Below are 16173 nucleotides of genomic sequence, written 5' to 3'. Positions count from 1 at the left end.
CGATGAAAACGCATCCCGCCCTCATCCTGTGTGCCCTGGCCATGAGCATGATCACCTTCGCCGACGAGGTCCCCCCCACCTCCGTCGGCGTCGCCAGGGTCGACATCACGCCGACGGGGCCGATCCGGCTCCACGGCTACCTCGGCCGCTCCGCCGAGGCGACGGGGGTCGGACAAAAAATCTGGGCGAAGGCCCTGGCGATCGGCACCGACGAGCAAAAGCCCGCGGTTCTCGTGGCGGTCGACAACCTCGGAGTTCCCGAGGCGATCACCGCCGAGGTCGCCGCGAGGCTCGGCCGACGGGCCGGGCTCGCACGAGAGCGGCTCTCCGTCGGCTCGTCGCACACCCACTCGGCCCCCTGCCTCACGGGGGTCGCACCCAACATCTTCGGCAAGCCGATCCCGGCCGAGGACCAAGCTCATATCAACAAATACACACGCGACCTCGTCGACAAGCTCGAGGCGGTCTGCCTCGACGCCCTGGCCGACCGCAAGCCCGGGCGGCTTTCGTGGTCGCAGGGCCGCGCCAAGTTCGCCGCGAACCGGAGAACGCCCGGCGGGCCCGTGGACCACAGCTTACCAGTCCTCAAGCTTGTCGGGCCCGACGGGGCACTCCGGGCGATCGTCGCGAACTACGCCTGCCACTGCACCACGCTCCGTCCCGAGGAAAACCTCATCGACGGCGACTGGGCCGGTTACGCCCAAACGGCGATCGAGGCCGACCACCCGGGCTGCATCGCCCTGACCCTGGTCGGCTGCGGGGCCGACGCCAACCCGACCCGGCAGTACGTCGCCGGCGCCGCGAAGGACCACGGCAGGGCGCTCGCCGACGAGGTCAACCAACTGCTCAAAGGGTCCTGGACCGAGCTCCCCGAGGTCCCGAAGATCTCCTATGAAAAACTCTCGCTGCCCTTCGACAAGGTGCCCACCCGCGCCGAGCTCGAGGCGATCGAGAAAGGGGGCGGGCCCGTCGGCCACAACGCGACGCTCCAACTCGCCAGGCTCGCCCGAGGCGAGGCGATCCCGGCCGAGCTCCCGTACTCGGTGCAGGCCTGGCGGTTCGGCAACGCGCTCGCAATGGTCTTCCTCCCCGGCGAAGTCGTCGTCGACTACGTTCTCAGGCTCAAGAAAGAGCTCGACCCGGCCCGGCTCTGGGTCACCGCCTACGCCAACGACGTCCCCTGCTACATCCCCTCCGAGCGCATCCTCCGCGAAGGGGGCTATGAAGGCGGGCTCGCGATGACCTACTACGCCCGGGCGTCGCGATTGAAGCCCGGCGTCGAGGCGATCATCATCGACGCGGTCCATCGCGTCGTCGGGCCCGGGTTCGACCCTTCGAACACGAAGCATGCGGACGACGACTCGCCCCCGGCGCTTTCGCCCGAGGAGTCGCGACGGGCCTTCCGAACCAAGCCGGGGCTCAAGGTCGAGCTCGTGGCCTCCGAGCCGCTCGTGAAGAGCCCGGTCGCCGTCGACTTCGGCGCCGACGGCAAGCTCTGGGTCTGCGAGATGTATGACTACCCGTCGGGTCTCGACGGCGAAGGGAAGCCCGGCGGGATCATCAAGTTCCTGGAAGATCGCGACGGCGACGGCCGCTACGACACGGCGACCGATTTCCTCAAAGGGATCCCGTTCCCGACCGGCGTAACGGCCTGGCGCAAAGGGGTGCTCATTTGTGCCGCGCCGGACATCATCTACGCGGAGGACACCGACGGCGACGGCAAGGCCGACGTCCGCCGGACGCTCTTCGAGGGGTTCGCGACCGAGAACTTCCAGGCACGCGTCAACGGGCTCGCGCTCGGCCTCGACAACTGGGTCTACGGCGCGAACGGCCTGATCGGCGGCGCGATCCGAGGGACCGCGAGCGGGCGGGATATCAGCATCGGCGGGCGTGACTTCCGCATGAGGCCCGACACGGGCGAGTTCGAGCCGGCGTCGGGCCTGACCCAGCAGGGGCGGGTCCGGGACGACTGGGGGAACCAGTTCGGCGGCAACAACAGCGTGCTCATCCAGCACTATCCCCTCCCCGACCACTACGCCCATCGCAACCCGAGGGTCGCCGCCCCCTACCCCAGCGTCGTGCCCGCCCAAGGGGAGGCGATGCAGCGGCTCTACCCCGCGAGCCGGACCCTGGCCCGCTACAACGAGCCCGATAGTGCCAACCACGTGACCTCGGCGTGCAGCCCGCTCATCTACCGCGACACGCTCCTCGGGGCCGAGTACGCCGGCAATTCGTTCACCTGTGAACCGGTCCACAACCTCGTGCGACGGCTCATCCTGGAGCCCGACGGGGTGACCTTCTCCGCCCGCAAGGCCCAGGACGAGCAGTCGTCGGAGTTCCTCGCCTCGACCGACCCGTGGTGCCGGCCGGTGCAGGTCCGCACCGGCCCCGACGGGGCGCTCTGGGTGGTCGACATGTACCGATTCGTGGTCGAGCATCCGCGCTGGATCAGCCCCGAACGCCTGGCGACCCTGGACGTCCGGGCGGGAGCCGAAAAAGGGCGGATCTACCGCGTCTTCCCCGAAGGCCAGCCCCCCAGGGCGGTCCCGCGCCTCGACGCCCTGTCGACCCTCGACCTGGCCTCGGCGATCGACAGCCCCAACGGCACACTTCGAGACAACGTCCAACGCCTGCTCCTCCACCGCGCCGACCGCGAGGCGGTCCCGGTGCTGGAACGCCTCGCCCGCGAGGCCGGCCACCCGGCGGCGCGTGCCCAGGCCCTCTGTGCCCTCGACGGTCTCGGCTCGCTCACCCCGAAGCTGCTCCCGGCGGCGCTCGCCGACGCCAGCCCCGGCGTCCGTCGCGAGGCGGTCCGACTCTCCGAGCCCTGGTTGGGCAAGGATCCCGCGGTCGTTAAGGCGATCCTGGCGATGGTCGACGACCCGGCGGCCACGGTCCGCTACCAGGTCGCCCTGAGCCTGGGAGAGTGGGCCTCGCCCGAAGCCGGCAAGGCCCTCGGCAAGATCGCGGTCGAGGACGGCGCGGACCACTGGATCCGCGCGGCCCTGCTCAGCTCGTCGATGCACCACGCCGGGATTGTGCTGGAGAGCGTGGTCGCCTCGGCGAACGCCGGCGGTCCCCCTTCGGCGCTCGTCGAGCCTCTGATCGCGACGGTCGCGGGATCGAAGGACCGAAACGCGATCGCCCAGGCGCTCGCCGCGATCCGAGTCGACGGCACGAAGCCCGAGCCCTGGAAACTCGGAGCCCTCGCCGAGCTCCTCGACGGCGCCCGCGATGAGTCCCTGGCCAACGACCCCGTCGTCAGGGCGTCGATCGCCTCGGCGGCCACCCTGGCGGCCGACCAGGGGGCGCAGGTCGCCGCTCGCCTCGTCGCGCTCCGGCTCCTGGGCCGTGTCACTGCCTCGCGCGACGCCGACCGCAGTACGCTCGCCGAACGACTCGACCCGAGCGAGCCGGCCGAGATCCAGCTCGAGGCGGTCCGAACCCTGGCCAAGCTCGGCGATCGCCCTGCCGCCGAGGCGATTATCGCCCGTTGGGCACGCCTCGGGCCGAGCGGCCGGGCCGAAGCCCTCGACGCCTTGCTCGCCCGGCCGGAGACTTCCGAGACGCTCGTGGCCGCATTGGAGAGCGGCTCGATCGTCCCCGGCCAGATCGACGCCGCGCACCGCGAGCAGTTCCTCTCGAAAGGTTCGGAGTCGCTCCGCGATCGAGCCTCACGCATTTTTGGATCCCAGGGAATCGGGCCGCGCCGAGCCGTGCTCGAGGCGTTCGCCCCGGCCAAGCAGATGACCGGTGATTCGACGCGCGGCAAGCAGGTGTTCGGGAGGATCTGCGCCGCCTGCCACAAAGTCGGCGGTGTCGGCCACGAGGTCGGCCCGGACCTCGCCGCGTTGACCGACACGTCGGCCGACGCGCTGATCGGGGCGATCCTCGACCCGAACCACGAGGTCGACGCACGATACGCCAGTTACACCGCCGCACTCAAGGATGGTCGTGTCCTCACCGGACTGATCGCCGGCGAGACCGCCAGCGCGATCACCCTGAAGCGGCAGGAAGGACAAGCCGACACGATCCTCCGCGCCGACCTGGAAGAGCTGGCGACCTCGGGACGTTCGCTCATGCCGGAAGGCCTGGAGAACGACCTCAAGCCGGCCGATTTGGCCGACCTCATCGCCTTCCTCTCCCGGGACGTCCCCCGTCCGAAGGACCTCGACGGGAACCGGCCGAGGACCGTCGAGCCGGGCCCCGACGGTTCGATCCGCCTCGCGGCGGAGGCGGCCGAGGTCTATGGCCCGACCCTCACTTATGAGACCGAGTTCGGCAACCTCGGCTACTGGCACAGCGCGGGGGACCGCGCCGCCTGGAACTTCCGCGTCGAGAAGCCGTCGACGTATACGGTCACCGTCGAATGGGCCTGCGACGACGCCTCGGCGGGCAACGCCTACCTCGTCCACGTCGACGGCGCACCGATCCGGAGCCGGTTCACGTCGACCGGATCCTGGGCCAATTATGACTCCATGTTCCTCCGCGAGCTCACCCTGGCGGCCGGGGTCCACCGGCTCGAGATCCGGCCGTCGGGGCCGGTCCAGGGGGCCCTGGCCGACGTCCGCGCGATTGTGTTCACGTCACGATCCGGCGGCGGCCTCCGCGAGGATCCTGCTCCCGCGACGAAGGCGAAGCCCAAGGCCTCGGCGGACGAGTTGGCAAAGACGATCCTCGACCCGGCGACATCCGGCCCTCGGCGGGAGGCGATCATCGGCGAGCACCCCGAGCTCTCGTCCGAGCTCGTCACGGCGATGAGCCGAGGCCTGGGCCCCGACCGTGAGGAGCAATACCGCCGGATCCCCTGGATCTGGCGCGTCGCGATCGCGGCCGGACGCCGCAACGACGCCGACGAGCTCGGTCGCCTGCTCGCCGCGTCGCTTCCCAATGACAAGGCGCCGCTCGAGGACTGGCAGGCCGTCGTGATCGGGGGAGGCCTCATCAACGGGATCACCCAGGCGGGTGCCTGGCCCGCCGAACGGCTCGAGTCCATCGTCCGCGACGACCAGGCCCTCAGGGGCCGTTGGCGAAGGGCCCTCGACCTCGCCTCGACCATGACCGACGCCAAGGACGTCCCCGAAGGGACCCGCTACGACGCCTTGCGCATGCTCGGCGTCGAGCCCTGGGAACGCCGCGGTGCCCAGATCGCGCGTTACCTCGCCAAGGGCGTCTCCGCCGAGCTCCAGCAAGGCGCCGTCTGTGCACTCGGCGACGTCCCTTCCCCCGAGGCGACCAAAGCCCTCCTCGCCAACTTCGGCCACTACACGCCCGGAAACCGCAAGTTCACGATCGAGGCGTTGCTCCGCGACGACGACCGACGCGCCTCCCTGCTGGACGCCGTCGAGGCCGGCCGCATCACCAAAGCCGACCTCGGCGACGAGGCGACCCAGACCTTGCTCGACCCCTCGAAGAATCGCTCCCACGAGCGGGCGAAGCGGCTCCTCACCCGGTGAGCTCACCCCGCCGACATCTCAACGACATGGCCCCCGGCATCATCCAAAGATGTCGAGGGCCGTTTTCGTTGGCACCTCGATCGGGGAAACCCGTCGCACACTGCGTGAAGAGGCTACCCTGAGATAAGAGGACGTTTCGCGGCCACAAGACCTCGGCAGGGTCTCAACTTTAGGCTGGGTCCGGGCGATCGGCCACGGCAGCCCCCATCGGGGCCCGAAGCCGAAACGGCCACTTTCCAAGCCTCGATGTCGGACCTCACCGGAAAGGATGGGATGCGGCGATGAAACGCACCTTAGGCGCGATCCTCCTCTGCTTGATCTCGGGCGAGTCGCTGGCCTGGGAGAGTCCTCCGAGACCGTCCCCCGGATCGGCGACGTCGAGTCCCTCGTCCGCTGCCATCGACGAAGCCATCCTGGGCGAGATGCGGAAGCGTCACGTCCCCGGCCTATCTCTGGCCGTGATCCAGGGGGGCAAGATCGTCAAGGCGACGGCCTACGGCGTGACGGAAGAGGGTGGAGTCTCGCCGGTGACGACCTCCACACTCTTCCAGGCCGGGTCGGTCAGCAAATCGGTCGCGGCCTCGGCCGCTCTGCGACTGGTGGAACGGGGCAAGCTCTCGCTAGATGACGACGTGAACACTCGGCTCACCACATGGAAGGTCCCGGAGAACGAATTCACCAAGACGAAGAAGGTCACCCTCCGCGGACTCGTCAGCCATACGGCCGGCCTGACCGTCCACGGATTTCCCGGCTATCCCTCGGGTGCGCCGGTCCCGACCCTCGTCCAGATCCTGGACGGAGTGAAGCCGGCGACGACCGAGCCTATCCGGGTGGACTGCCTTCCCGGCAGCCGTTGGCGATACTCGGGCGGGGGGTACACCGTGATGCAGCAGATGATCGTCGACGTCACGGGCGAGCCGTTCCCGAAGTTCATGCGCGACACCGTGCTGGAGTCGTTCGGGATGAAGGAGAGCACATTCGAGCAACCGTTGCCACCCGAGAAAGCCGGGCTCTCGGCGTGCGGCCACGATCAAGCCCGGGGCCGAGTGAAAGGGAGGTGGCACATCTACCCGGAGATGGCGGCGGCCGGGCTGTGGACGACCCCTTCCGACCTGGCGCATTTCGCCATCGGGGTGCAGGAGGCCCTTGAGGGGAAATCGGACAAGGTGCTGTCTCGCTCGATGGCGCGACAGATGCTCACCAGCCAGAAGAACGACGTTGGGCTCGGAGTATTCCTGGAGGGGAGCGGCCATGCGCTCCGATTCGGCCACAACGGCCGCGATCGGGGGTTCGACGCGAGATTGATCGCCTACGCGGAGACCGGCCAGGGCGCGGCGATCATGATCAACGCAAACGACAACTCCGGCATGCTCTCCCGCATCGTGCAAGCCATCGCCCGAGAGTATCACTGGCCCGACTATCCCTTGCCGGATCTCGCGCAGGCTCCGGCGGTCGCAGTGGCCGAGGACCAGCTCCTCGCCCGGGCCGGATATTACGAGTTCGCGAGCCACCGGATCATGACGCTGGCGACGGGCCCTGACCGGCTGCAAACCGTCGTCGATGGGCTCCCAGACGAAGACTTCCTGCCGGAGACCGACGACCGTTATCGTTCGACGCAACATAACGCCCGGATCACCTTCATCAAGGATGCAAGTGGTGAGATCCGTGAGTTCGTCTGGAAGGAAAACGATCGCGAATGGAACGTGCCACGCATCGGGCCCCTCTTCACCTCCCTCGAGCCGCGAACCGATCCCGACCCGCGGAGGACGGAGACGATCGTTGCCACCTTGGGGGCCATCCAACAGGGAGGGAAGTTCGTCGCCGACACGCCCGCACTCACCCCAGGTGCACGCGACGTCTTCGGCAAAGGCTCCGAACCGGAGATGGCCGGCCTGCAATCGCTGAGATATCTCGCCGAGCAGGACGTCTCCGGGCGAAAGATCCAGCGACACAAGAGCGAAGTGGGCCGCATCGTGTTCTTCCAGATGGTGACCGACAAGGCGAATCACTGTCTCCTCATCCACCTCACGGCAGATGGCACGATCACGGACTACGACATCGTCCGAGCCGGAACGAAGCGTTGAGGCGCACCGTCGGGGCCTTTCCTTGATCGCACAAGGGCCCCGCCTCCATGAGCTGCGGATCCCGCGCGCAAGCTCCTCAGGCCGCCCGAGGAGACCGGTCCAAGCTTGCGACCGAGCCAAGGTCCATCGACAGAGCGACTGGCCCTTGGCCTTTTACCACCAAGGTCGAAGTCCCGCTCCTTGACACGATTCGACGTTTAGCTTATTATCGAATCATGAGCCACGTTTTCAAAGCCCTTTCCGATCCGACACGTCGTCGTGTGCTGCTGCTCCTGCGCAAGGGGCCGATGAGCGCGGGCGATCTCAGCGACCAGTTCGACGTCTCCAAGCCGACGATGTCGGCGCACTTCGCGGTGCTGAAGGAGGCCGACCTGGTGCACACCGAGAAGTCCGGCAAGTCGATCATCTATCACCTGAAACTCTCGGTGCTCGAAGAAGCTTTGCTGGGCTTCGTCCATTCGTTCGGCCTGGGCGCGAAGGCAACGGAACCCAAGAAGGAGACGTCTCGATGAACAAGGAACTGAAGGCCGGTCTCGCCTGGTGCGGCGGTATCTTCGCCGTGGCGATCGGCGCGACCATCGCACGCAAGCTCGGATATATCGAGGGCGATACGGTCACACGGATGGTCATCGGCATGAACGGGTTGATGATCGCCTCCAACGGCAACCAGCTCCCCAAAGCCGTGATACCGCACCCCTACGCATTCCGAGCCAGGCGGGTGGCAGGCTGGACCGCGGTGTTGAGCGGGCTCGTGTTTGCCGGACTGTTTGCCTTCGCGCCGATCCCGGTGGCTGCGGCGGTCGGGACAGGCGCGGTCGTTGCGGGCATCGTGGTGACTCTCGGTTATTGCGTGTGGCTGGATCATAAGGCGAAAGCCGCCTGATTCAGCTTTCTCCGAGGCCCGCCAACCGCGTGGCCGGGCAGTCGTCGATCGACGAGGATCGACGAAGACGCGTCGTGGTGCATCGACGGCACAGCACAGTGGGCCAGGCGAAGTCTCGGACGACGAGGCCGACGCTCACCGGGGATATTCCGGATCATTCCCGCGAGAGGACTCCAGGGCCCAGCCCTGCGAGAACGATTCGGCACGCACCGGCCGGAACGCGGCCCATCCCCAAACGCAGAAGGCCCCTGATCCAATCGCCAAGAGTTACCCAAGGAGAGTTCCATGACTAACCATCGATTGAGTTTATGCCAGCGGACTGCGATCTGGATCGCAGTCGTGTGGTTAGGCCCGGTGTGCCTATCGACCGGGGCCGAGGAGAGGGCAGCCTTCCCGGTCGCCACGCCCGAAAGCCAGGGCGTCTCGGCCGAGGCCGTACGACGATTGGCCGATGAGGTGGAAGCCTACGTGATGAACGGCACGATCGTCGGAGGCGAGCTCCTGATCGTCAAGAACCGCAAGACGATCTTGCACGAGGTCTTTGGAGCACGCGATCGCGAAGCCAAACGACCGATGGAGCGCAACACGATTTTCAACATCCGCTCGATGACCAAAACCCTGACGGGCGTCGCCGTGCAGATGCTGGCCGACGAGGGAAAGCTGCGCCTGGACGACCCGGTGGCGAAATACCTGCCTGGCTTCGACAACGACAAGTCGAAGGCCATCACGATCGAGCAACTCCTGCAACATCGGAGTGGTTTACCCCTGACGATCATGACGGTCAAAATGGACCAATACCCCGACCTGCAAGCCCAGGCGAAAGCCGTCGGGGAGAAGGGGCCACAATTCAAGCCGGGCGAGAAGTTCTGGTACTCGGACGCCGGCAGCGACGCCGCGGCGGCCGTCGTCGAACGGATCAGTGGAATGACGATCGACCGCTTCGTCGCGGAGCGGATCCTCCAGCCGATGGGGATGGCCGATACGTTCTATCTCTCGAAGGCCGACGACCCGCGCAAGCCGCGAGTTGCCAGCCTGTATTTCGGCGCCCCGGGGAAGTTTACGCGGTACTGGAAGCCGGACGGGGCACCGTTCTACCCCTTCGCGTGGGGCTCGCAGTCGCTCTACTCCACCCCCGCCGATTATGCCCGCTTCCTCACGCTCTGGATGGACGGCGGCATGGCCGGTGGGAAACGACTGCTCTCGAACGAGGCGATCGCCCGGATCCTGACTCCCGTGTCGCCGATGAAAGCACTCGGAAGCGACGGACCTTACCCGTGCGGGTTTTTCGGTCTGAAGCCGCAATACGGCCAGATGTCCATGCTCTACGCGCCGGGCGAAAGCCCCACCCGGTCGGAAGTGAGGGGCTTCGGTCATGGCGGTTCGGATGGTACAGGGGCCTGGGCCTTTCCCGCGGAGGACCTGATCGTCTGCTACTTTACTCAATCGCGGGGCGGGGTCAGCACGGTCCGGTTGGAGACGACGATCCAGGACGCGCTGCTCAAGCGCGAGGGTACCGGCGAAGTGCCCGATGAGTTGAAACCCCTGATCGGCACCTATACCGCGAACTTCGGGCCATTCAAGAACACCCCGTTCCAGGTGCTATTCCGCTGTGGAAAGCTCGCCCTGGATATCCCCAGTCAACTGGTTTTCGAGCTGAAGGAGCCCGACAAGGAAGGGCGTTGGTCGTTTGCACTCGCCAGCTCCATCGCCGTCTCGTTCAAGAAAGACGGCGGGGGCAAAGTGCTGGCCCTGGTGCTGCACCAATCCGGGATGTCATTCGAGTTGCCGAGGGACAAGCCGGTTGAGGGCGAACCGCCCAGGAAGTGAGTGTTGGCCCACACGGGATGCAATCCTTGCCCCATAAGTCGTCGAGATCCAATCCCTCGTTTCCAAGACCACTGTCATCTTTTACCCATAAGACGCGAGAGATCCATCACTCGTCCCCGCGGGAATGCCGTCTTCGGACGCCCTGCGTCCTCTTTTTCGACGACGGAAGGCCGCCTGAAACCCGTCGGAGCGAGCGAACGAGCCCTCGGCAAAATTCCCGATTCGATCCCTCATCGGCAAGGGAGGCTTGATCCGGATCGTGCCACTTCTGTACGGCACAAGGGTCGTCCGCGGCCCGAAACACCGACGCGGAGCGTCGAAGACGGCATTCCCACGGGGTCCGTGGGACGGAGAATTGAACACTCAACGGCATTTTGTGGCAAAGTGTGGATGTCGTGGAGCTCATGAATGCTGCCCCGAGCACCTGGAGTCAGATGCTCGGGGCGGTTGCCTCTTGATCGACGACATGTTTATTTCCGTTCAGATCCGGAATGCACGTCTTTACTGATCCTTCGGGTCGAGGGGCTGGAACAGGGTCTCGGGGATCTTCACGTCGAAGTCGAGGAAGAACCTCGTCACCTGCACGCCCGAGGAGTTCGACGTCTTGCGGCGCACCCGGCCCGGATACCAGTAGCCAGCCGGAGAGCGTTTCAGGTCTTCCAACGTGGTCGTGTCGATGTATTCGACCTTGGAAGAGTTGGCCCCCGAGAAGACGGCGGTCTCCGTCTTCATCGAGAGATAGCCCTCGTTGGGTGCGACCCAGAGGCGGTAGAGGTCGGGAAATTTCGGATCAGTAGCGTGGGTGTTGCGTACGCGAACCCGGATCGTGCCGGGCGGGCCGTCGTCGGGCTTGGGCTCGAGCACGAATTCGCGGTCGTCGCTCGGCTGCCAGACCGAAGGATGGCCGATCTGCTCGGGCATCATGTGGGCCCAGGGCATCAGCGGGTCGTCCGACGGGTTGATCGCCTGGGTCATCGCCAAGGATACCGGAGGCAACTCCTTGAAGCCCGGATTCAGGTTGCCTTCCGCCAGGCGATAGTATCGGATCTTCTCGCCGTCGCAGATCGCGGATGCGACAGAGGCATAGTCGTCCTGATGGGTCGCCCACCAGGAAGGGTCGGTTAGAGCCTCGGAAGGCCATTCCAACGACCGGGCGAAGAGTTGGTCGATCCGCCACTTCCGGCCTTTGCGCCAGACACGGTTCGCGTCCCCGATCCGCCCCTCGACGCCGAAGAGCATGATCGCCCGGTAGTCGTCGAATCGGTTGCGGCCGGCCTTGAGCCCCGCCAGGATTCGGTCGAGGTCGTCGCCGGGGATGCGGTCGATGACCTTGGCGTCGCGAGGCGCGCCGAGCTGATAGATGTCCGCGGGGCCCGAGTCCGGGTAGTCGAACTGGGTCACGTGCGACATCCCGTCGTTGTCCGTCGTCCACGACTTGGGGAGCTTGGACCTCGGGTCGACGCGGATCGTCATCCGCTGGGGCCCCTTCGCGGGGTTGCCGACGATGCGGAGGGTGAGCGCTATATCGAGCCAGGGCTTCCCCCCCTCTTCGACCTCACGGCGAGACTGGCTGACCACATCCATTCCCGGGAATGGGGATTTGGATGGCCCCTTGGCGTCGAGAAGTTGCTCGTAGAAATTCAAGCTCATGGCCTGGCGATCGGACGACTCGGGGAGGCGGTAGAGGATCCCCTCGGCGGGGGCATATTTCATGTAGATCCGCAGCGTGTGGTCGTGGTACTCGAGGGTCTGTCCGTGCCGAAAGGCGACGATCCCCGCCTTCGGGCTGAACCAGGTCTCGCCGTAGACCTTGTCATCCGGCCCGAGGCTTCGGCCATGGATCCAGGGTTTCCCCTGCATCGCCTGCGCGACCTGGGCCCATGCGACCTTGGGGCGACTCATGGCGACGATCAGGCCCACGACCACCAGGGCGGCCACGCCGGTCCCGAGGAGCCAGCGGAGCGTCCTGGGCCTGGCTTCTCGAAGGGGGCCGAGCTGCTCGAGGATGCGAGAGCGGAGCGCCTCGACATGATCGGGGAGGGGTTCGGCGCGAGGGTCGCCGGCTTCGCGGAGCCAATCGCTCATCTGTCGATCCTCATCGGACGGTCCGGACATCGCTGGGTTCATGGGACTCGCCCTCGCTCGTGTTGGTGTTGGAGACGTAAGGCCGCAGCAACGCCCGGAGCTGTTCCCGGGCCCGAGTGAGGAGCGACTCGACCGCCTTGGCCGACTTCCCGGTCCGGTCGGCGATCTCCGAGACGGACAGCCCCTCGACATACTTGAGCCGCAACGCCCCCCGCCGATCTTCGTGGAGGCAGAGGAGCGCGGCCCGCACCATGTCGACCCGCTCGACGCCTTCGAGCCAATCGAGGGGCGGGAGAGCGTCGGAGGGGCCGTCGACGAAGCCTTCTCGCGTCGCGAGCCGGCGATGGTGGCGCAAGGCCCGATGCCGGGCAATGCCGAGGAGCCAGTCGCGAAACCGGCCGCGGCGGTGATCGAAGCGGTCGAAGCGTTCGATGGCGAGCAGCCAGACCTCCTGGTGGATCTCCTCGGCGGTCCCCCGGTCCCCGCCGACCAGGTGATAGATCAGGCCGAAACTCTCGCCGACATGGCGATCGTACATCGTCGCCCACGCGGCCCGGTCGCGCCGGGCCATCGCCCGCACCAGGCGGTGTTCGTTGTCCATGTCCGGAAGCCCCGGTGGATTGGTCGTTTCCTCCGCCAGTCTATTGCCGCGAGGCGCTCGAATCCTTCGCCTCGCCGTAGTCGCGGCGCGGGCCATCCGCGTGATCCGGTGCAACGCCCTCGATCCGGGGCGATTTTCTTCAGGGCGCTCGAATTCTTGATCGGAGGGTCCCCGGCCACCCCTTATTCTTCATGGTGAGACATTTGAGGCCGGGGGCCGATGACATGGCAAGCGCCACGCTGGGAACCGCGCTGAGGGAGTTGCAACGGCTGTTCACGGGCGGGGGCGTCGCGTCGATGACCGACGCCCAACTGCTCGGGCGGTTCGTCGAGCGAGGTGACGAGACGGCCTTCGGCGTCTTGGTGGCGCGACACGGGCCGATGGTCCTGTCGGTCTGCAGGGGGGTGCTCCGCGACCCGCTCGATGCCGAGGATGCCTTCCAGGCGACCTTCCTGATCCTCGTCCGCAAAGGGGGATCGCTGTGGATTGGAGACTCGATCGGGGGGTGGCTCCACCGCGTCGCCTCTCGGGTCTCTCACCAGGCCAACGCCGACGCATCCCGGCGTCGTGCCGAGGAAGCGAAAGCCACGCACTCGGAGTCCTCTCAGGCGGAGCTCGCCGAAGACGTCCGACGAGTCCTGCATGAGGAGATCGCCCGACTGCCCGAGCGGTTCCGCCTGCCGGTGGTCCTCTCCGACCTCGAAGGGCTGACACACCTCCAAGTCGCCTCGGAGCTCCGCTGCGGCGAGGCAACAGTCCGGCGCCGGCTGGTCGAAGCCCGGGGACTCCTGAAGTCCCGACTGACCCGTCGAGGGCTCGCCCCCTCGAGCCTCCTGGCCACCAGCATCCTGGCGAAGGACGCTTCGGCCGTCCTGCCCGAGTCGTGGACGTCGGCGACCATCCGGGCCGCGTCGAGTTGGCGAGTGTTCGGTGCCACCGTCCCATCCACGACGGTCCTGCTCGCCCGGCGGACCTTGAAGGTCATGGCCTTATCCCGCCTCCGGGTCGCCTCGACGATCGTCCTGGTCCTTGGCGGTACGGTGTCACTCGCACTCTCCCTCGGCCTAGGCCTCGCGACGGCCGGAACGACTCCCACAGGGAATGGTCAGGGCCCGGCCGCGAAGTCGGCGGCACCAACGGTCGCCCAAAACGTCTCCTCCACGAAACCGGCACCGGCCGACCCGGCAGAGGCCGTGACCTGCGCCGGGCGCGTGCTCGACCCGAGTGGAAAGCCCTTGGCCAAGGCCAGGATCTACCTCGTCTATGACAGCACCCGCACCACACTTCCAGCACCGAGCGTGCGTTCCACGACCGGTGTCGGCGGGGAATTCCGGTTCACGATTCCCCGGACCGAGCTCGAGGCCACGGTTTCTCGGGACTCCTCCCGAGCCGCCCAGATTGTCGCCGTGGCGGAGGGGTTTGGGCCTGCGTGGGCCGACGTCTCCGAGTTCGAGCGGTCTGACGAGGCGAAGGATTTGACGCTGGTGGTGGACGACGTCCCGATCCTCGGCCGGATCCTCGACCTCGAAGGCCGGCCCGTCGCCGGCGCGACGATTCGGGTCGAACGGACTTCCGTCCCCCCCGGTGGAGACCTCTCGCTCTATCTCCCCGGCGGCCGAGAGAAGAGAGGCGACGAAAAACTGCCGAAGCTGGAGTTCCGCCGAGGTGTGATCCCCGGGCAGCCCGAGGCCGTGACGACCGACGCCCAGGGACGGTTCCGGTTAGTCGGCATCGGTCGCGATCGGATCGTCTGGCTCTGGGTCGGTGGGCCTCGGATCCAGAACGATACCTTCCATGTCATGACGCGCAACGGCCCGACCCTCGTCGGGAAGGGCCGCCTGGCCCCGGCTCCGACGACGACCTATGGAGCGACTTTCGACCATATGGTCCTCCCCGGGCGGACGCTGGTCGGGGTCGTGACCGACCGAGAGACCGGCAAGCCCCTGGCCGGGGTCGAGGTTCGAAGTTCCGGACCCCACGCCGTGGCGACGACTGATGCATCCGGCCGATACGAGTTGCCCGGTTCCGCGAAGTCGAAGGAGTACAAGCTGTACGTCAGGCCGGCGGAACGAGGGCTCCCCTACTTCAACACCCAGTTCCGGTTCGAAGATACGCCGGGCCTTGGTCCGCTCCAGGCCGACCTCGTTTTGAGGCGTGGAATCCCGTTGCACCTGCGTGTGGTCGACGGCGAGACGGGGAAATCGCTCCCCGGGGCGGTGGTCTATTACGAGCCCCTGTTTCCCAACCCGAACGTCCGCCCGGAGTCGAGCTTCGGCCTGTTCACCCCCGCCTATCCCCAGCCTGACGGGTCTTACCTGGGGGTCGCCTGGCCAGGGCCGGCGGCGATCTGCGTCCGCGCCGCGGGGGATATCCGCTCGCTCACGGATCGCTTCATGCACGTTCCGGTCGACCCGAGACCATTCTTCAACGACAAGCCCGACGGCAAGGCCCAGTCGTTCGGCGACGACAAAACCCTGATCGTCTCGCTCGGGGGCACTCCTCAACCGATCCCCCAATCCCAGTTCCACAAAATAGTCCCGATCAACCCGGCGGTTGATGCACCTCCCCTGCACCTCGTCATTCCCCTCGAGGTTGGGAAGACGCTTACTCTGGAGATCCTCGGGCGCGACGGCAATCCCCTGACTGGGGCCAGGGTCGAGGATCGGGAGGCCCGAGACGGCTGGGGACGACCCTTGAAGACGTCTTTATTTCACGCAATGGGACTGAACCCCCTCCGACCTCGATCCCTCGTGATCGAGCACGAACCGGAGAAACTCGCCGCCATCCTCGTGGCCCGAGGCGATGAACGGGGTGCGGTCCGAGTCCGCCTCAGGCCCTGGGGCTCGGCCACAGGGAGACTGATCGTCGATGGCAAGCCGAAACCGGGGGCCCGCCTGCGTGCGGTGGGAACGACTGACGACGAGCCTTACGCTGGCCACGTTGGGTCGATCGTGCCCACCGACGCCGAAGGGCATTTCGTCGTCGATCGGCTAATCGAAGGCCTTCGCTATAGCTTGGACGTCGTCGACTTCATCGAACCCTACGACGATGTGATCCTCGGGAGGACTGTTAGGGGGGCGACCATCCAAGCCGGAGCCCAAGTCGATCTTGGCGACGTCTCGATGCTACCCCTGGCCCAGTCCCAGTGACGGGCTGGGAACAACCCCGGATATGGCATCACCGGGAGGGAAGCACCGGCGCGACCGGTGCTACCCATTTCAACCAGACGATCGATCA

At 66.6% G+C, this 16173-nt stretch carries 8 protein-coding genes; 6 read left to right on the top strand and 2 right to left on the bottom strand.

Annotated features, from left to right (window positions below; all coding sequences use genetic code 11):
• The first annotated feature begins 2 nt into the window (after positions 1-2).
• From ACYOEI_RS23990 to ACYOEI_RS23970, 5 genes are all read left to right on the top strand, one after another.
• Positions 3-5456 (top strand): neutral/alkaline non-lysosomal ceramidase N-terminal domain-containing protein, encoded by a 5454-nt coding sequence (locus tag ACYOEI_RS23990; protein WP_462852163.1) that lies wholly within the window; start codon positions 3-5, stop codon positions 5454-5456.
• A gap of 281 nt (positions 5457-5737) precedes the next feature.
• Positions 5738-7540, top strand: coding sequence for a serine hydrolase domain-containing protein (locus ACYOEI_RS23985; RefSeq protein WP_462852162.1), 1803 nt, complete (start codon positions 5738-5740; stop codon positions 7538-7540).
• Between the two features lie 215 nt (positions 7541-7755).
• Complete coding sequence (locus tag ACYOEI_RS23980) at positions 7756-8052, top strand: autorepressor SdpR family transcription factor (protein ID WP_462852161.1); 297 nt, start codon at positions 7756-7758, stop codon at positions 8050-8052.
• Positions 8049-8423: an ammonium transporter gene (locus ACYOEI_RS23975; RefSeq protein WP_462852160.1), complete on the top strand. Its 375-nt coding sequence runs from the start codon at positions 8049-8051 to the stop codon at positions 8421-8423. Before ACYOEI_RS23980 ends, ACYOEI_RS23975 begins: the two co-directional genes overlap by 4 nt.
• 285 nt (positions 8424-8708) lie before the next feature.
• Entirely contained in the window at positions 8709-10250 is a 1542-nt protein-coding gene (locus tag ACYOEI_RS23970) for a serine hydrolase domain-containing protein (protein ID WP_462852159.1), read from the top strand.
• Between the two features lie 501 nt (positions 10251-10751).
• On the opposite strand, the gene ACYOEI_RS23965 is transcribed toward ACYOEI_RS23970, so the two are convergent.
• Positions 10752-12335: a hypothetical protein gene (locus ACYOEI_RS23965; RefSeq protein ID WP_462852158.1), complete on the bottom strand. Its 1584-nt coding sequence runs from the start codon at positions 12333-12335 to the stop codon at positions 10752-10754.
• A gap of 10 nt (positions 12336-12345) precedes the next feature.
• Positions 12346-12936 (bottom strand): RNA polymerase sigma factor, encoded by a 591-nt coding sequence (locus tag ACYOEI_RS23960; protein ID WP_462852157.1) that lies wholly within the window; start codon positions 12934-12936, stop codon positions 12346-12348.
• A gap of 224 nt (positions 12937-13160) precedes the next feature.
• Here ACYOEI_RS23960 and ACYOEI_RS23955 point away from each other — a divergent pair, with 224 nt between their 5' ends.
• A complete protein-coding gene (locus tag ACYOEI_RS23955; protein ID WP_462852156.1) occupies positions 13161-16085 on the top strand; it encodes a sigma-70 family RNA polymerase sigma factor in 2925 nt (974 codons plus the stop codon).
• Positions 16086-16173: the final 88 nt, after the last annotated feature.

Source organism: Singulisphaera rosea (genome assembly GCF_054877945.1).
The sequence above is the reverse complement of the archived record's forward strand: the minus strand, read 5'-3'. Positions and strand labels throughout refer to the sequence as shown.